Origin of the sequence: Devosia sp. (genome assembly GCF_028290645.1) — a bacterium.
Lineage (GTDB): Bacteria > Pseudomonadota > Alphaproteobacteria > Rhizobiales > Devosiaceae > Devosia_A.
This window is the reverse complement of the sequence record NZ_JAQGJL010000143.1, coordinates 1-16,226: the sequence shown is the minus strand read 5'-3', so window position 1 is coordinate 16,226 and position 16,226 is coordinate 1. Positions and strand designations below refer to the sequence as shown.

The following is a 16,226-nucleotide window of genomic DNA, read 5'->3' as shown; positions in this document are numbered from 1 at the left end:
CGCCCGAGGGCGACCAGAGTTACCCGCGCCATCGCTCCGGTTTGTAGGCCACATTTCGGGGAAGTCATTGAAATAGCCCTTCTGGGGCTCACCGCCTGCTAAGCCTCGACAGTGTTCCGACCCTCTCATCGGGGAACGGTTCCAGTCTGAGTCTTGGCGTTGTCATCGGGTCTCTGGCTAATTGCTGTGTTGCGGCGCGTCCACCTGGGGGGGCAGGGGCCGGCCCACGTCGCGACAAGCCGACGCGGCGCGCCCGAGCGGCCACTGTCGGGGCGAGGGGGCGGGCTGTGACCCGGACCATCCTGGTCGGCGACCACACCCTGCAGCTCATCCGAGGGCAGACGCTACGGCCATGCGTGGCGACCTTAGCCGGACAGGGCGTGACCAACGGCTCGAACTAGTCTGGTCTGCCACGCGGCTGCAGGGTCGGGGCTACGTCTTCCTGGCGGGTGCATCCAAATAACCCAAGGCCCCCTAGACCGGCTCCAAAGATTATAATAGCATACCATTATAAGAAGCGGACGAAGTCCGCATGCGTCGCTGAGGGGGCGGAGCAGAGGGCGCAATTTAGATCATCAGAACACGTGACTGCGCCGTCGGCGGCTCTGCGCCACCTGACGACGGGGGACGACTTGGCGCATTTGGGCATTGGGAGGGAATACATGCCGAATAAGTTGAAGCTGGTCTTGGCCGGACTTGCAGTGGCGCTGGTCGCCATACTGCCGGCCGCCGCATCCGCGCAGACCGTCGACGAGATCATCGCGCGCGGCAAACTGATCGTCGCCGTCGATACCACCACACCGCCATACGGCTTCCTCGATGCCGACCTGAAGCCGACCGGCTTCGACATCGAGGTCGCCACCAAGATGGGCGAAGCGCTCGGCGTGCCGGTCGAGTTCGTCACCGTCACTTCGCCGGGTCGCATCCCGTCGCTGCTCACCAAGCAGGTCGACGTGGTGATCTCGATCTTCTCGATTACGCCGGCCCGCGCCATCCAGATCGATTACTCGATCCCGTACGCCGGCCAGTCGGCCGTGGTGATTGCGCCCAAGAGCACGGCGATTTCGAGCCATGCCGATCTCGTCGGCAAGAAGGTCGGCCTCACCCGCGGCACTGGCGAGGACGGCCTGCTGACTGCGGCCGCCGAAGCGAACCCCGGTATCGAAATCCTGCGCTTCGACGACTACTCATCGCTGCTGCAGGCCATGGTCTCCGGCCAGATCGACGCCATGGGCGGCGGCGATTACGGCGAGATTTACCTCAAGAAGGCGCAGAACGGCGACGACTTCGAGCAGAAGTACACCTTGAAGACCTTCTACTTCGGCATCGGCGTCGCCAAGGGCAACGACAACCTGCGCCAATGGATCAACACCTGGCTGTTCACCCAGAAGACGGACGGCGTGCTCGAAGCGCTGTCGATGAAGTACCGCAACCAGCCGCTGCCGGCTTTGCCGGTATTCTGATCGCGCGTGTATTTGGCGGAGCCTACGCTGGCTCCGCCTCCTTCATCGTTTTCGACAGGTCGCGCATGCAAACGGCCCTGCAATTCGGACCGGTCCTCATCCATCTCGACAGGCTGCTTGTCGGCGTCAGTCAGACGATCCAGCTTACCGTGCTGTCGATCCTGTTCGGCACCATCATCGGCACGCTCGGCGCCATCGGACGCAGCTTCGGACCACGCTGGGTCTCGTGGCCGATCGCGGCTTATGTCGAGCTGATCCGCAACACCCCGCTGCTGATCCAGCTCTACTTCGTCTTCTTCTCGCTGCCGATGTTCGGGCTGAAACTCAGTAGCGGCAGCGCCGCCATTCTCGCGCTCTCCATCCACCTCGGCGCCTATGCCACCGAGATCCTACGCGCCGGCGTCGAGTCGGTGCCGGTCGGCCAGATCGAGGCTGCCAAGTCACTCGGCCTCAGCAGCTATCGCATCATCCGCCACGTCGTGCTGGTGCCGGCGGTGCGTGCCGTCTATCCGTCACTCTCTGCCCAGTTCATCCTCCAGCTGATGGGCACCTCGATCGTCGGCGCCATCGCCGCCGAGGAACTCACCGCCATGGCCAACAACCTGGTGATGGAAAGCTTCCGCAGCTTTGAGGTCTACATCGTCATCGCGGTGATCTATTTCGTGCTGGTGCAAGCCGCGAGCCTGATCTTCGCGGGCCTTGGCCGCCTGCTGTTCCGCTGGAGGGCATGAGATGAGCCTCCGCGATTTCGGCCCCAATGAGCTGATATTCCTCCTCATGGCGACGCGCTGGACCATCCTCCTTGCGCTCATCGGCTTTGCCGGCGGCGGGGTGATCGGGCTGGTCATCGCCGCGCTCCGGGTCGCACCGCTGCCAGCGCTGCGCTGGCTGGCGGGCGGCTATATCCAGTTCTTCATGGGCACGCCGATCCTGATCCAGCTGTTCATGGCCTATTACGGCTCGTCGCTGCTCGGCTTCCGGCCCGACCCGTGGGTGTCCGCGGCGCTCACTTTCTCACTCAACGGCGGCGCCTTCTTTGGCGAAATCTTTCGTGGCTCTATAGAGGCAGTGCCCAAGGGCCAGTGGGAAGCCGCCACTGCGCTCGGCTTCCGGTTCCTGCCGACACTGCGACTTGTGATCCTGCCGCAGGCGGTGAAGCTCATGCTGCCGCCCACCGTCGGCTTCATGGTGCAGATCGTGAAGACCACCTCGGTCGCCTCGCTGATCGGGCTCACCGAACTGGCCCGCGCCGCGACGCAGGTGAACACCGTGACCTTTCAGCCCGTGCTGGTGTTCGGCACGGTATCCGTCATCTACTTCATGCTGTGTTGGCCGCTCTCGCTCTACGCGGGGTACTTGGAGCGAAAGGTCGGGCAGGGGCTACGGGTGCGAACGAAGCAGCCGCTTCTGCTGGCGGGCTGAGTTCGCGTCCGCTCATTGCGGTGCCTTGCGCACCAAGTTCCACAACCCCGATGTCATCCCTGCGAAGGCATGGAGCAATTTCGCCGCTTGCGTGGGATATGTCCGATAAGAGGCCTCACCCCCTGAACGCTGGCAGCGCTAGGCCCTTGGTGCCGACGTCGATGGCGAACAGCCCACCCGGATTGCTCTGCCCCTTGAAGTGCTCGGCCGGGCGCTTCAGTACCGCCGTCGTGACGTAGAGGATGTCGAGGTGCTTGCCGCCGAACTCGCAGCAGGTGGGCAGGTCCGTCGGCAACGCGATCGACTGCATCAGCTTGCCCTGCGGGTCGTACTGGTTGACCTTGCTGGTGACTGGGATTGTGACCCAGTAGCAACCATCCGCGTCGACCGTCGCGCCATCGGCAATACCGCCGCTGCCGTCCAGATCGACGAAGGTGCGCTGGTTCTCGATATCGCCGGTCGCGGCATCGAAGTCGTAGGCGCGGACGATGGTCGTGTGGCTGTCCGAGAAGTACATGGTCCTGCTGTCCGGACTCCAGGCGAGGCCATTGCAGCAGCCGACGCCCTCGATCATCCGGTGCACCGAGAGGTCGGTGTCCATCCGATAAAGCGAGCCGATGAACTGCACCGGCTTGCCCGGCGCCTCGAACATCGTGCCGGACCAGAACCGGCCCTGCCGGTCCGGCTTGCCATCGTTGAAGCGGGTGAGTGGCAGGTGCGCCTCGGGGTCGATAATCGCCTCGAACGCCCCGGTCTTGGGGTCGAAGAAATAGAAACCGGAGACCATGGTGACTACCAGCCCGCCTCTCTCGCGCAGCCCTATGCAGCCGAGGAATTCGGGCGATTCCCAGGTGTCGTCCTTGCCGGACGCCGGGTCGTAGCGATGGATCAGCTTGCTCCAGATATCGATCCACCACAGCACCCCGGCCTTGGGGTCCCAGATGGTGCCCTCGCCGAGTTCGGCCTTGGCGTCGACGACGCAGGTGATGTCCATGAACTAGTCCCCCTCGGTCTTCTGTTTTTTGTTCTTGAACACGAGCCCCCAGAGGCTCGCAAAAGTCTCGCTGCCCAGCGAAACCGTGACCAGGATCACCGCGCCGTAGACCACCAGCAGTGCCCCGCTGGAAAGGTTCAACGCCGGCAGCAGCCCGGTCAGGATGGTGAGCACAAGTGCTCCAGCGATGCTGCCGAGATAGTGCCCGCTGCCCCCAAGGATCGAAGCGCCGCCGATGGCCACCGCAGCGATCGAGGTGAAGAGGTACGAGTCGCCCATGCCCAGGTAGGCCTGGCCCGAATAGCCGGTAAGCAGCATGCCGGCGAGTGCGGCCGAGAGCCCGGATGAGGCATAGGTGAGGATGATCGTCCGCGCTGTCGGCACACCTGAGAACTCGGCCACCGTGGCGCTGCTGCCGAGCGCATAGAGATGCCGCCCGAACGCCGCCTTCGACAGCAGTAGCGAGGCGACCAGCGCCAGTACGGCCCAGATCAACAAAATCACCGGTACCGGCCCGAGCCTCCCCACGGAGAGGAACTTGATCAGTTCGGGCGCCGACGGCGTCGGCGAGCCGCCGGTGTAGACGAGGATCAGGCCCTGCAGGATGACGTTCGCGGCCAGCGTCATGATGATCGGCGGCACGCCGAAGATGGCGACCCCGACACCGTTGATCAGCCCGATCGCGGCCCCTCCGACAAGGATCAGCGGCGCCACCCAGAACAGCGGCAGGTCCTGCCCGGCGCAGAGCAGCGTCATCAGGATGGCGGCGGAGTTCAGCACCCACGGGATCGACAGATCGATGCCGCCACCGATGATGACGAAGGTCTGCCCCAGCGCCACGATGCCGACGAAAGCTGCTAGCACCAGCGTCGAGCGGAGGTTCGATTCCGACAGGAACCCCGGCGAGAACAGCGCGGTGACCAGCAGCAGCACCACCATGCCCAGATAGGCGAGGAGGATCAGCCGGTTGCGGGTGAGAAAGCTGCTCATTGCTCCTGCCCTCGCGCGGTCTTTTCGGCGAGTGAACTGGCCAGTACCGCGACCAGAAGGATCACGCCCGACATCACCGGCTGCCAGTAGCTCGAGACCCGCAGCACGAAGACGAGATTGCCGATCAGCGTCAGGATCAGTGCGCCGATCACCGTGCCGAGCAGGTGCCCGCGGCCACCGAACAGGCTGACGCCGCCGATCACCGCCGCCGCCACTGATGGCAGGATGTAGTCCTTGCCGATCGTGGGTGAACCGGCGCCGGTCTGTGTCGTGAGGTAGAGCGCCGCGGCCGCCGCGAACAGCCCCGACAGGCCATATGTGACGACGTTGATGCGCGCGATCGAGACGCCCGAGAGGAACGCCGACTTTTCGTTCGAGCCGGTCGCCTGGATGGTGATGCCGAGCCGCGTGGCGCGGAACCAGTACCAGAAGATGATCAGCCCGATCAGCATCCAGACCGGGCTCGCGAGCCCGAGGATCTGGTTGTAGCTGAAACCGATCCACCAGCCGGGCACGCCCCCGCCATCGGTGGGCAGGATCAGCATGGCGATGCCGTTGAGGATCGACCAGCTAGCTAGCGTCACGAGGAACGGCTGCAGCTTCAGCGCCGAGATCAGCAGCCCGTTGAGCGCCCCGACCGCGAAGCCGATGGCAAGGATCAGCGCCGACCACATCACAACGGTCAGCGGATCGTCGGAGAACTGCGTCGCCGCGATCACCGTGCCGAGGCTGATGACGCCACCGATCGAGAGGTCAATGCCACCGCGGATCAGCACGATCGTCTGCCCTGTCGCGGCCAGGATCAGTGTCATCGCCGCGGCGGTGTCGAGATTGATCTCGTCGAGCGTGAACACGCCCTTCTGGAGCGCCCCGTAGATCGCGACGACCACCAGCAGCATCAGGCAGGCGACGAGGAACGGTGCTCGGTCGAGCAGCCAGCCGCGCCACGCCAAATGCCTGGCGGGTTCTGTTTCGGCGGGGCGTTCGGCGACGGACACGCTCATCAGGCTGCCTCATCCAGCACGGCGGCGCGGAGGATCGCCTCTTCCGAAACGCGGCCGGCGCCGAGCGTCGCGGCGACGCGTCCCGAGCGCAGCACCAGCACCCGGTCGGGGACATGCACGAGTTCGGGTAGGTCGCTGGAATAGAACAGGATGGCGTAGCCCCTGGCCGCGAGGTCGCGCATCAGCTGGAAAATCTCGCCCTTGGTGCCGACATCGACGCCGCGCGTCGGATCGTAGAGCAGCAGCACCCGTGCCTCGGTCAGTAGCATCTTGCCGAAGATCACCTTCTGCTGGTTGCCGCCCGACAGCGTGCCGGCCAGTTGCTCGGGCGTCCCCGCCTTGATGCGGAGGAAATCCACCATCTCTTTGACCAGGGCGGCTTCTCTGCCTCGGCTCAGGAAACCCTTGTCGGTGAAGCGCCTGATCACCGAAAGCGTGAGATTTTCGCGCACGCTCTTGGTCAGCAGCAGTCCCTGGCCAGGCCGGTCTTCCGGCACCAGCGCAATGCCATCACGGCCGATGAGCGCGTGCCGAGGATTGGCGATCTGCGTCGGCTTGCCCCAGAGCTCGATACTGCCCGTGGCCCGGCTGGCGCCGAACAGTGACTGGAACAGCTCGCGCTGGCCGTGGCCCTGCAACCCGCCGACACCGAGCACTTCGCCTTCGCGCAGCTCGAAACTGGCGCCGGTCAGCCGGCTGCCGCTGCGCAGGTCATCGACCTTCAGCGCGATCCGTTCAGTCGCCGTTGCTTTCCGTTCAGGATAGAGGCGAACCAGTGGCCGGCCGATCATCTGGGTGACGATTTCGTCGTCGGAAACCGCCGTCGCGACGTGGCTGGCGACGGTCGAGCCGTTGCGGAAAATGGTGAGCCGGTCGGCGATGGCGCGGACCTCGCCCATGCGGTGCGAAATGAAGATGACGAGCCGGCCCTCGGCGGCGATCTGGCGTGTAAGTGCCAGTAGCCACTCGGCTTCTTTCGCCGGTAGGGCGGATGTGGCTTCGTCGAGAATGAGGATGCGCGGGTCCTTGGCGAGGCCTTTGGCAATCTCCACCAGCTGCCGCTCGGCCAGCGTCAGGCGGCGCAGTTCGCGCGCCGGATCGAGCGGCGGGAAGCGGTATTTGTCGAACAGTTCCAAAGTTTTGCGCCGCAGCGCCTTGCCATCGACCGTGAGCAATGCAGTGCGCGGTTCGCGGCGGAACCAGATGTTCTGCTCGACCGCCAGGTCGGGGATCAGCGACAGCTCCTGGAACACCGCCGCCACGCCGAGCGCCTGGGCCGCATCGGGGTTGATGGGTGAGTAGGGCTGACCTTCCAGCTGGAGCTTTCCTTCGTCCGGATGAACGGCTCCCGACAGGATCTGAATGAAAGTCGACTTGCCCGCGCCATTCTCGCCGACCAGCGCATGCACTTCGCCGGCCCAAGCTGAGAACTGCGCCTCGCTGAGCGCTACGATACCGCCATAGCGCTTCGTCAGCCCGCTGACTTCGATAAGGTCCATAACCGGTCGCCCCGACAAACGAACCTCCCGGAAGCACGCTCCCGAGAGGCTGGAGTTTGCAGTCGCTTACTGCGCGACACCAGCGGCTTCCGCGGCGGTAATCTCGACCCAGTCGGGCGTGATCGGCAGGGTCAGCCCAGGGGGTTGGTCGGGGAAGGCGTTCACGCCGACCTCGATGGTCTGCATCTTGGTGCCCGGGAATAGCTTGCTCTCAAACGGCGTGGTGGTGACGAAGTCGCCTTCGATCTCGACCGAGCGGGATTCCGGGCGCTTGCCGGTGTCGAGGATTTCGACGGCGAGCTTGATGGCCTCCGACGACAGGTAGGCCGGATTGGAGCCGAGGATGCACTTCGCGCCGCTCTCGGCGCAGGTGAGCGCCGCGACGTTGTAGGAGAAGCCCACCACCGGCACCATCGGACGGCCAGCGTCCTTCAGGGCCTGGATGGCTCCGGAGCCGTATCCCTGGGTCAGGATGCCATCGACCTGCGGATTGGCGGCGAGCAGTGAGGCCACGCCCGATTGCTCAGGCCCGAGCGCGTAGTCGCCATTGTAGTAGCCGACCACCTTGATGTCCGGGTAGTCCTTCAAGACCTTCTCATAGCCCTCCTGCAACTGTGCCGAGATCGGCGCACCGGCAAGGCCGCGGTCGATAAGCACATTGCCCTTGCCGCCAAGCTGCACGGCCATCCATTCGGCCATCACGGCCGGGATACGCTCCCAGTTCGAGGCGAGTGTGAGGGCGCAGGGCTCGGTCACCACCTGGTCGAAGCTGATCACCACGATGCCCGCGTCGCAGGCGCGCTTGATCGTAGGGTTGAGCGCCGAGTCCGACGCCGCATCGACGAGGATCGCATCGGGCTTCTCGCGGATGATGTTGTTGAGCGAGTTGATCTGCGCCTGGACGGTGTTTTCCACCACCTCGATATGCAGCTCGACCCGGCCGGCCAGCGGCCCCTTGTCGACCGACACCTGGGCGACGCGCTGCATCTGCTGGCGCCAGTCGTTGCCGACGAAGTTGTTGCTGAGATAGATGACGTACGGCTTCTTGTCCTGCGCAACGACCGGCGCCACGCCCGCTGACAGCGAGGTGACGGCAAGCGCCGCACACATCAGCACTGAGTGCAGTTTCATCACATATTCCTCCCTTGTGCGGGCGGCCGCGACGGTCCCTGCCGTCTTTGCTGCGGTGCCTGCTGCTCAATTGATACCGGTACCAAGATGTGCTGTCAAACAGCGTCCCAGCCGGTTCAGTCGTTAGAAGTGGACTAGCAGTCTTCCTCGGAAAGCGGGCGTAGACCGCTGGCCCTTACGGCCTCGAGATGCATTCTCCCTCACATCTTGAGCTAGCTATGATGCTATTATAATTTTATCTTGATGTCCATGCGCCAGAGGTCGGAACGACAGGACGGATCGGTCATGCCAGATCGTTCGGCGCGTCGTAGGTGATCGAGAACATGTCGGCTGGATGCCGCGCGATCGAAAACTCGACATTCCGCTGGTCGGCCGACTGGTACATCATTTCCACGGCCAGGATGGCGGAGCCTTGAGCGACGCCCAGATCCGCCGCAACCACATTGTCGGCGATCTCGGCGCGGATGGTGCAATGCGCCACCGCCATGCGGATATTGAGCCGCCTCTGCACGGCCCGGAAGATCAGCACGTCGTTGAAGTCTTCCTTCTGCAACTGCGAGCCGATATCGGGGGGGAAGTAGGTGGTAATCTGCGCCTTCTTCTGTTTACCGACCGCAAGGATCGAGCGGAGGCAATAGCCCTGTTCGTCCTTGGCGAGGCCGAAGTGTCGCTGCAGCAGCGGCGAGCCTTCCTTCTTGTAGGACTTCACTTTCAGCTCGGCATCCTTGGTGAAGGCGGCCATGTCGGCAAAGTTCTTGAAGGTCCAGCTCAGGGTCACCGGCGGCGATGGCGAAGTGACCACTGCGGGCTTGGCCGAACGTTTACGGATCAGCCCATCCGCCTCGAGGTCTCGTAACGCCTGGCGCACGGTGATCAGGCTCACTCCGAAGCGCTCGGCGATCGTAGCTTCCTTGGGCAGTTCGCCACCAACCGGGAAGGCGCCGGAGGCGATCGGCTCGCGCAGGATATCGGCCAGTTGCCGGTAGAGCGGCCCCTGGGAGCGCGCCAGCGAACGCTTCGGCAACAGGTCAATCTTCGATGCAAGCTCGTCCATATATTCAGCCAGTCCTGGTCGGTATGGCTATGATAATAGCACGATCTCAAAGCGGCGAAGCGCCAGTTTCAGCCGGTCCCCAGCTATGCCAGCAGCCGGAGCGGCAGCTCAAGATAGGCTTTGAAACGGATGAGGAACGCAGTGGCCGCGTCCTCGCTGACCACCGTCGCATCGAACGACAGCAGGCATTCTCCCGTGGTGGGACCAACTGCCAGCACCAGCCGCATGTCGCGCCCCGCCAGCAGCGGCATCATCACTGGGCGGATATCGGAGGCCGTCAGAAGCTTCAGCGACAGCGCGGCAAGCTCGCTCGACTGGTCGGCGCCGGCTTCGATCGCGGCAACGCGCCGGGCCCGCAGCGGGCCAAGCGAGCCCTTGCGGATGTCGGCGAACACAAGCTGCGCTCGCTTCTGCTCGAGCGCTACAGGCGCCCCTGCGAGACTGGTGGTCTCGGGTACATCGTCGAGCGCACAGCCCGCGGCACGGAGTGCCACGTCTTCCAGCCTGAAGGGCGTATCCGCATCAGCGAAGCCGGCGAGCAGTTGCATCAGCGTCGCCAACTGGATCGTTGCGCCGAGCGCCGAGGCATGTGGGCCGCTGGCAGCTATGGGGGCGGGTGGAGCCGCCGTGAACGCTGCGATGTCCGCTGCGACGATACGGCCATTGGGCCCAGTGCCCTTCAGCACATCCAGCGGCAGCCCGCGCTCCCGTGCCAGCCGGCGAGCATAGGGCGATGAGGCCCGGCGGGGTTGGAATGCGCTGCTGGCCATCAGCGCTTCAGGTATTCACGGTTGACGCAATTGGTGAGCCGGCCTTCAGCGAGATAGGCATGCACCACCTCGATCGACTTGAGCCGCAGGTCGACCATCGACGCGGGGCTGTAGAACGCCGCATGCGGGGTGACGATCAGACGGTCCTTGATCCACGGCTCGCCGGCACGCCACGCCTTGATCAGCGGGTGCTCGAGATCGCCCGGTTCATTCGGCAGCACATCAAGACCGGCGCCGACAACAGTGCCCTTGCGCATCGCGGCCTCCAGCGCCGTGACATCGACGATCGGACCACGCGCAGTGTTGATCAGAATCAACCCGGGCTTGGCATCGGCGAATGCGTCCGCACCCAGCAGGCCACGCGTCTCGGCGCTGAGCGGCGCATGCACCGACACCACGTCGCTGCGGCTCATCAGTTCGGCCAGCGAATGGACCCGCTCATAGCCGGTGGAGAGATCGACGCCCGACAGTAAATGCGGATCGTAGAACACCACCTTCATATCGAACGCAGCAGCGCGGCGGGCGGCAGCAAGCCCGATACGGCCGAGCCCGACAATGCCGAACGTCGCATTCTTGTGCCGGCGGATCAGCGGCGCCTTGTTGAAATGCCAGCTATCTGGGCCGCCGGCGACGAGCGCGTTCGGATACGAATAGGTGCCGCGGGTCAGCGACAGCATCAGGGCGATGGCGTGGTCGGCAACTTCGGTGGTGCCGTAATCTGGCACGTTGCAGGCCGGAATGTTGCGGGCGCCCCAGCCGGCGGTGTCGATATTGTCGAAGCCTACGCCGGAGCGCACGGCGATGCGGGCGTTGGGGAACGCGGTGGGCGGCAGCGGCACATTGTGGGCTGGGGAATAGTTGATCACCGCATCGATCGTCTCGGCGGTCTCCGCATCCAGCATCGCGGCCGTGTCGTTGGTGGAACGAGCGAGGATCAACTCGATATCGGGATAGTGCTGGCGCTCCAGTTCCGCATCGTCCGCCGCTTGCCAATTCACGCAGTAGATCTTCATCGTTCCCCCAGCTGCCATTCGGCCGTCTTGCTTACTTGCGGATGCCGCCGATTCGACCACCCATCGGCACCACGGCGCCGACCGGCTGGTCGATGGCGGTGAGTGTGCCCGACGCCGGTGCCTCGATCTCCACCACCGCCTTGTCAGTCTCGATCTCGGCGACCACGTCCCCTTCCTTCACCGCGTCACCAACCGCCTTGTGCCATTTCACCAGGGTGCCTTCGGAGACGGTGAGGTCGCCGAACGGCATGTTGATTGGCTCATCGCCGGAACTGGCGACGGCAACCGGTGCCGCGACGGGCTCAGGCTGGGCGATGGTCGCCGGGGCAGGCGCGGCGGTAACGGCCTCGGCCAGCATCCCCGTGGTGTGCCAGTGATCCGGCACCGGAGGCCTGCCGGCGATGACACTGCGCACGCCATCCGTGATCCGCGCCGTATCGACCAGCATGGCGCGCTCCAGCACCGGCGCGAACGGGTGTGAAGTCGGCGCGGTGTGCAGACGCCCGGCCGGGCCGTCGAGTTCGTCATAGGCCAGTTCGTTGATCGCCTGGGCAATCTCGCCGCCCATGCCGCACATCGCCCAGGCCTCGTCGACCACCAGCAGGCGGTGGGTCTTCTTGACGCTCTCGACGATGGTGTTGACGTCGAGCGGCATGATGGTTCGCAGGTCGACGACCTCCACATCCACACCCTTCGCCGCCAGGAGGTCAGCCGCCTCGAGGGAACGCGGAACCATCTGGCCCGCCGCGACGATGGTGATGTCGGTACCCGAACGCGCGATGCGCGCCGAGCCGAACGGCACGTAGTGATCCTCGTCCACCGGGACCGGGCCCTTCGATGCGAATAGCGCTTTTGGCTCGAGCATGATCACCGGATCGGCGGCACGCAGCGCGGTCTTCATCAGTCCCTTGGCATCGGCTGGGTTCGACGGCACGCAGACGATGAGCCCCGGCATGTGCGCGAACAGCGGATGGTACATGCCCGAGTGGTGCGGACCCGAACTGCGCAGCGCCCCCGCGCCGGCGCGCACCACCATCGGGGCGCTCATTTCGCCATTGCTCATGTAGCGGAGCTTGGCCGCCTGGAGGAAAATCTGCCCGGTGGTCTCGAAAGCGAAATCGGCGAACATCAGGTCCGACACGGTGCGGGTACCCGTCGCCGAGGCGCCGACGGCGGCGGCGGTAAACCCCTGTTCGGAGATCGGGGTATCGAGCATCCGCTCGGCGCCGAACTCGTGCCAGAGGTTCTTGGTGTGGGCGAAACTGCCGCCGCGTTCGCCTGTGCCCTCTCCGAAATAGAGGATGGCGGAGTTGGCGCGCATTTCCTCGGCAATGCCATCGCGCACTGCCTCAAGCCAGCCCTGCACCTTGGTCTCGCCGGCCGGCCTCGCCTTCAGTGCCTCGGGCGGGTTGATCGGGCTGGCATAGACGTGGCCGCGTACCGTCGTCGGATCGGGCTCGGGCGAGTTGCGCGCGAACTCCAGCGCTTCCTGCACGATCCTGTCGATGTGAGACTCGATATCGGCGAGATCCTCGGCGTTGGCGACGCCGTAATCCTCGACGAGGCGTTTGCGGAACATGTCGATCGGATCGCGCTTGATCCAGGCATCGACCTCCTCCTGCGTGCGGTAGGTACCGATCACCGGGTCGCCTTCGTGATGGCCCACTGTGCGGTAGGTCTTGGCTTCGATCAGCGTCGGGCCATTGCCGGAGCGCGCGCGCTCGGTGGCTTCCTTCATCGCCATCCACACGGCGAAGACGTCGTTGCCATCGACGGCTACGCCGGGCATGCCGTAGCTGTCGGCCTTCGATGCGATCTCGGGGTTCAGCGTGATGGATTTGAGGGGTGTGGCCGTGGCGTAGAGGTTGTTCTCGCACACGAAAATCGCTGGAGCGTGGTTCACCGCGGCGAAATTCAGCCCTTCGTGGAATGCGCCATGGTTGGCCGCGCCATCGCCGAAGAACGCCACGCCGATATCGTCGCGGCCCTGCTGGCGGGCGCTCATGCCGATGCCGACGGCGTGGCCGATGCCGGCGCCGACGATGCCGTTGGTGCCGAACAGGCCGACCGATTTGTCGTAGAGATGCATGGTACCGCCGCGGCCGCCGCAGATGCCATCGACCTTGCCGAACAGTTCCGCCATCACTCGCTTGGGATCAGCGCCCTTGGCCAGCGCGTGCCCGTGCCCGCGATGCGTGGAGGTGACCCAGTCGGAGCGGCGCAGATGCGCGCAGACACCGACGCCGGTGGCTTCCTGGCCGATATAGAGATGCAGGAACCCGGGGGTCTCGCCCTTGCGGCAAGCGACCTGCGCGACGCTCTCGAACTTGCGCAGCAGCACCATCTGCTCGAACAGGCCCATCAGCACGCTTTTGTCGGGCAGGTTGCCCGCGCCAGTCTGCTGTGCGCCTTTGCGCATCGCCGAAATCGCCACCGGAAGCCTCCCTGCGTCGTCCCGATTCCGGGTACTCTGCGCATCCCAACAATGGAGCATAGATTATAATAGCATAATGTCTAGGCAGAAAGTACCGGTCGCGACGCTGCGCTGCGCGGGCTAGGACTCAGGCGAACAGGGAGGTTTCTCATGCCATTGCAGCCATTTCGTGCGCGTCTCAAGGCCGGTGCACCGCTGCTGGCGCCGTTCTCGATCATCCCCTCGATCGAGGTGGTGGAACTGATCGGCCTCGCAGGCTTCGATGGCATCATTCTCGATCTCGAGCACGGCGCGCATGGCAGCGAGGCGCTGGGGCCGCTGATTCTCGCGGCGCGGGCCCGTAGCATCTATCCGCTGGTGCGGGTGCGGAGCAGTGAGCCGACGGAGATCGCCGCAGCGCTCGATGCTGGCGCAGCCGGGGTGATCGTACCGCAGATCGGCTCTGTCGAAGAGGCCGAGCGGGCCGTGAAAGCCGCACGCTTTGCGCCCGATGGCAACCGCGGCGCCAACCCGTTCGTGCGGGGGGCCGACTATTCCGGCCGCGCCGAGTGGTTCGCCGAGGCCAACCGCGACGTCGCCATTCTGCTGATGATCGAGGGGCAGGGCGGCGTCGACGCGATGCACGAGATCGCCGCGCTCCCGAACCTCGACGGCATCTTCATCGGCCCGATGGACCTGTCGCACGCGCTCGGCGTGCCGGGCGAGATGGGCCACCCGAAGGTCGTCTCTGCCATCAAAGACGTGATTGATGCCTGCAAGGCCGCCGGTGTCACCACCGGCATCTTCGCCGGCACCGGCGAACTGGCCCGCCGCTGGATCGGGCGTGGTGTGACGCTGGTCGGCACGGGCGTCGATACGTCCTACATCCTCGAGGGCCTGAAGGCGGTGGTGACCGAACTGCGTGCCTAGGCACCGGTTCTCCGCACCGTCGCATCCGGCCGGGTGAACAGCTCATCCCGCAACCGCATGCCCAGCCCGGCGCCATCGAGCGGCGCGACGCGACCAGAGCTGACCGGCGGCAGGTCGGCGACGATCTCGGTATACCACCCGGTGAAATAGGCCCGCACCGCCTCCTGGTAGACGGCGTTGGGCAGCGTCGTTGAAAGCGCACAACTGGCGGCGTAGACGACCGGGCCGGTGCAATCGTGCAGCGTCACCGGCAGTTCACTCGCCTCCGCCATGTTAGCGATCTTCCGCGCCTCGGACAGCCCGCCGCACCAGGCGAGATCGATCATGATTACCGATGCCGCACGCTTGTTGATCAGTTGCTTGAACACCTGCCGCGAGGCCAGCCGTTCGCTGGCGGCGATCGGCGTCGAGGTGTGACGGGCGAGTTCCGCCATCGCATCCAGCTCGTTGTAGCGGATCGGCTCCTCCAGCCACGCCACCTCGTACGGCTTCAGCGCCTCGGCGATCCGCAGCGCCGGCGGCAGGGTCCACAGGCCGTGCAACTCGACCATGATCTCCATATCGCGGCCCACCGCATCGCGGATTTGCTTGAACGGCTCGAGCGCCTTGTCGATCTCGACCAGCGAGATCCGGGTGCCGTTCGATGCCTCGGCGGCAATGTCGAAAGGCCAGATCTTCATCGCACCAATGCCTTCGGAGAGAAGGCTCTTTGCTAGCTTTCCGGCATCGAAGCGCCAGGCCAGCAGGTCCTCGTACGGGCCGTCATTGGAGTCGCCGGCTTTAAGCGACCAGTCCTCGGTGCGCTCGAACAGCGAGTTCTTCTTGCTGGCCCGCACGTGTTTGTAGCCGGCACAGGTATTGTAGATCGGGACCGACTGGTGCGTGCGACCGCCCAAGAGACGCCACAGCGGCTCGCCTAGCGCCTGCCCATAAATGTCCCAGAGCGCGATGTTTACAGCTGAGTTTCCCCGAACCTCGGCGCCGGAATCGCGTGCGCCGACATAGACGCTGCCGAGCGTCCGGTCGTGCAACTCGATGTCCCGCGGGTCTTTGCCGATGAGGTAGGGCGCGACGTTGTCGTGGATATAGCTGGCGACCGGCCCGGGGGCCCAGAAGGTCTCGCCGGTGCCGACGATGCCGGCATCCGTGTGCACGCGCAGCCAGAACAGAAAGGGAAATTCTGCGACCTGCAGCGTCTCCAGTGCAGTGACTTTCATGGAATTCTGTTCCCCTCCGCGTGGCCTCTTCCGTGCCATGCTGTTCATCATCGGGTCATCCGACAAGCCCGTTGACAGTCATTTATGGTACCGGTATCAGTCGCGTCAAGATGTCCGAGGGGGGAGGCGCCGTCTTGGCTGCGAATACGAACAAGGCAATCCTGAAGCGCGCGCTGGTGACCGGCGCCGCGGGCGGATTGGGGCGCGAGATCGCCATCCAGCTGGCAACCCGCGGCTGCGCCGTGGGGATCGCCGATATCAACGCCGCCGGCACCGCCGAAACAGCGCGGCTGGTCGAGGCGGCGGGCGGCGAGGTGGTCGAGATC

At 64.8% G+C, this 16,226-nt stretch carries 15 protein-coding genes and 1 pseudogene; 5 read left to right on the top strand and 11 right to left on the bottom strand.

The features are described 5' to 3' along the window. Positions 1-662: 662 nt before the first annotated feature. From JWQ89_RS08335 to JWQ89_RS08325, 3 genes are all read left to right on the top strand, one after another. On the top strand, positions 663-1,463 hold the full coding sequence (locus tag JWQ89_RS08335; protein ID WP_299640038.1) for a transporter substrate-binding domain-containing protein: 801 nt from the start codon (positions 663-665) through the stop codon (positions 1,461-1,463). 65 nt (positions 1,464-1,528) lie between these two features. Continuing rightward, entirely contained in the window at positions 1,529-2,194 is a 666-nt protein-coding gene (locus JWQ89_RS08330; RefSeq protein WP_299640036.1) for an amino acid ABC transporter permease, read from the top strand. 1 nt (position 2,195) lies between these two features. Continuing rightward, a complete protein-coding gene (locus tag JWQ89_RS08325; RefSeq protein ID WP_299640034.1) occupies positions 2,196-2,885 on the top strand; it encodes an amino acid ABC transporter permease in 690 nt (229 codons plus the stop codon). Positions 2,886-3,000: 115 nt separating this feature from the next. Here the strand turns inward: JWQ89_RS08325 and JWQ89_RS08320 are convergent, their stop codons facing one another. From JWQ89_RS08320 to JWQ89_RS08280, 10 genes and pseudogenes are all read right to left on the bottom strand, one after another. Beyond that, positions 3,001-3,879: an SMP-30/gluconolactonase/LRE family protein gene (locus JWQ89_RS08320; protein ID WP_299640033.1), complete on the bottom strand. Its 879-nt coding sequence runs from the start codon at positions 3,877-3,879 to the stop codon at positions 3,001-3,003. Positions 3,880-3,882: 3 nt separating this feature from the next. Then, entirely contained in the window at positions 3,883-4,869 is a 987-nt protein-coding gene (locus tag JWQ89_RS08315; RefSeq protein WP_299640031.1) for an ABC transporter permease, read from the bottom strand. Beyond that, the gene (locus tag JWQ89_RS08310; protein ID WP_299640029.1) at positions 4,866-5,873 is read right to left on the bottom strand and encodes an ABC transporter permease; all 1,008 of its coding nucleotides are present in this window, start codon (positions 5,871-5,873) and stop codon (positions 4,866-4,868) included. The genes JWQ89_RS08315 and JWQ89_RS08310 overlap by 4 nt, the downstream gene beginning before the upstream one ends. Further along, positions 5,873-7,372 carry a sugar ABC transporter ATP-binding protein gene (locus JWQ89_RS08305; protein ID WP_299640027.1) on the bottom strand — a complete coding sequence of 500 codons (1,500 nt, stop codon included), beginning with the start codon at positions 7,370-7,372 and terminating at the stop codon, positions 5,873-5,875. The genes JWQ89_RS08310 and JWQ89_RS08305 overlap by 1 nt, the downstream gene beginning before the upstream one ends. Before the next feature lie 66 nt (positions 7,373-7,438). Beyond that, positions 7,439-8,503, bottom strand: a complete 1,065-nt coding sequence (locus JWQ89_RS08300) for a substrate-binding domain-containing protein (RefSeq protein ID WP_299640025.1) — start codon at positions 8,501-8,503, stop codon at positions 7,439-7,441. Between the two features lie 283 nt (positions 8,504-8,786). Further along, positions 8,787-9,557, bottom strand: a complete 771-nt coding sequence (locus JWQ89_RS08295) for a GntR family transcriptional regulator (protein ID WP_299640023.1) — start codon at positions 9,555-9,557, stop codon at positions 8,787-8,789. A gap of 83 nt (positions 9,558-9,640) precedes the next feature. Then, entirely contained in the window at positions 9,641-10,327 is a 687-nt protein-coding gene (locus tag JWQ89_RS08290) for an E3 binding domain-containing protein (protein ID WP_299640020.1), read from the bottom strand. After that, positions 10,327-11,340, bottom strand: coding sequence for a C-terminal binding protein (locus JWQ89_RS08285; RefSeq protein WP_299640018.1), 1,014 nt, complete (start codon positions 11,338-11,340; stop codon positions 10,327-10,329). Before JWQ89_RS08285 ends, JWQ89_RS08290 begins: the two co-directional genes overlap by 1 nt. 31 nt (positions 11,341-11,371) lie before the next feature. Further along, positions 11,372-11,590 carry a lipoyl domain-containing protein gene (locus tag JWQ89_RS22480; protein ID WP_366143982.1) on the bottom strand — a complete coding sequence of 73 codons (219 nt, stop codon included), beginning with the start codon at positions 11,588-11,590 and terminating at the stop codon, positions 11,372-11,374. Positions 11,591-11,776: 186 nt separating this feature from the next. After that, positions 11,777-13,684, bottom strand: a pseudogene (locus tag JWQ89_RS08280) (thiamine pyrophosphate-dependent enzyme); the annotation flags it as partial. A 240-nt stretch (positions 13,685-13,924) separates the two neighbouring features. Here JWQ89_RS08280 and JWQ89_RS08275 point away from each other — a divergent pair. After that, the gene (locus JWQ89_RS08275) at positions 13,925-14,683 is read left to right on the top strand and encodes an aldolase/citrate lyase family protein (protein WP_299640014.1); all 759 of its coding nucleotides are present in this window, start codon (positions 13,925-13,927) and stop codon (positions 14,681-14,683) included. Here the strand turns inward: JWQ89_RS08275 and JWQ89_RS08270 are convergent. Then, positions 14,680-15,900, bottom strand: coding sequence for a mandelate racemase/muconate lactonizing enzyme family protein (locus tag JWQ89_RS08270; protein WP_299640013.1), 1,221 nt, complete (start codon positions 15,898-15,900; stop codon positions 14,680-14,682). The two genes, JWQ89_RS08275 and JWQ89_RS08270, sit on opposite strands and share 4 nt — an antisense overlap. Positions 15,901-16,034: 134 nt before the next feature. Here JWQ89_RS08270 and JWQ89_RS08265 point away from each other — a divergent pair. Beyond that, on the top strand, positions 16,035-16,226 hold a 192-nt coding region (locus tag JWQ89_RS08265), incomplete at its 3' end, for an SDR family NAD(P)-dependent oxidoreductase (RefSeq protein WP_299640011.1).

Coding starts and splice junctions, on each gene's coding strand:
- JWQ89_RS08335 (WP_299640038.1), top strand. CDS start 663: ATGCCGAATAAGTTGAAGCTGGTCTTGGCCGGACTTGCAGTGGCGCTG.
- JWQ89_RS08330 (WP_299640036.1), top strand. CDS start 1,529: ATGCAAACGGCCCTGCAATTCGGACCGGTCCTCATCCATCTCGACAGG.
- JWQ89_RS08325 (WP_299640034.1), top strand. CDS start 2,196: ATGAGCCTCCGCGATTTCGGCCCCAATGAGCTGATATTCCTCCTCATG.
- JWQ89_RS08320 (WP_299640033.1), bottom strand. CDS start 3,879: ATGGACATCACCTGCGTCGTCGACGCCAAGGCCGAACTCGGCGAGGGC.
- JWQ89_RS08315 (WP_299640031.1), bottom strand. CDS start 4,869: ATGAGCAGCTTTCTCACCCGCAACCGGCTGATCCTCCTCGCCTATCTG.
- JWQ89_RS08310 (WP_299640029.1), bottom strand. CDS start 5,873: ATGAGCGTGTCCGTCGCCGAACGCCCCGCCGAAACAGAACCCGCCAGG.
- JWQ89_RS08305 (WP_299640027.1), bottom strand. CDS start 7,372: ATGGACCTTATCGAAGTCAGCGGGCTGACGAAGCGCTATGGCGGTATC.
- JWQ89_RS08300 (WP_299640025.1), bottom strand. CDS start 8,503: ATGAAACTGCACTCAGTGCTGATGTGTGCGGCGCTTGCCGTCACCTCG.
- JWQ89_RS08295 (WP_299640023.1), bottom strand. CDS start 9,557: ATGGACGAGCTTGCATCGAAGATTGACCTGTTGCCGAAGCGTTCGCTG.
- JWQ89_RS08290 (WP_299640020.1), bottom strand. CDS start 10,327: ATGGCCAGCAGCGCATTCCAACCCCGCCGGGCCTCATCGCCCTATGCT.
- JWQ89_RS08285 (WP_299640018.1), bottom strand. CDS start 11,340: ATGAAGATCTACTGCGTGAATTGGCAAGCGGCGGACGATGCGGAACTG.
- JWQ89_RS22480 (WP_366143982.1), bottom strand. CDS start 11,590: ATGCCGTTCGGCGACCTCACCGTCTCCGAAGGCACCCTGGTGAAATGG.
- JWQ89_RS08275 (WP_299640014.1), top strand. CDS start 13,925: ATGCCATTGCAGCCATTTCGTGCGCGTCTCAAGGCCGGTGCACCGCTG.
- JWQ89_RS08270 (WP_299640013.1), bottom strand. CDS start 15,900: ATGAAAGTCACTGCACTGGAGACGCTGCAGGTCGCAGAATTTCCCTTT.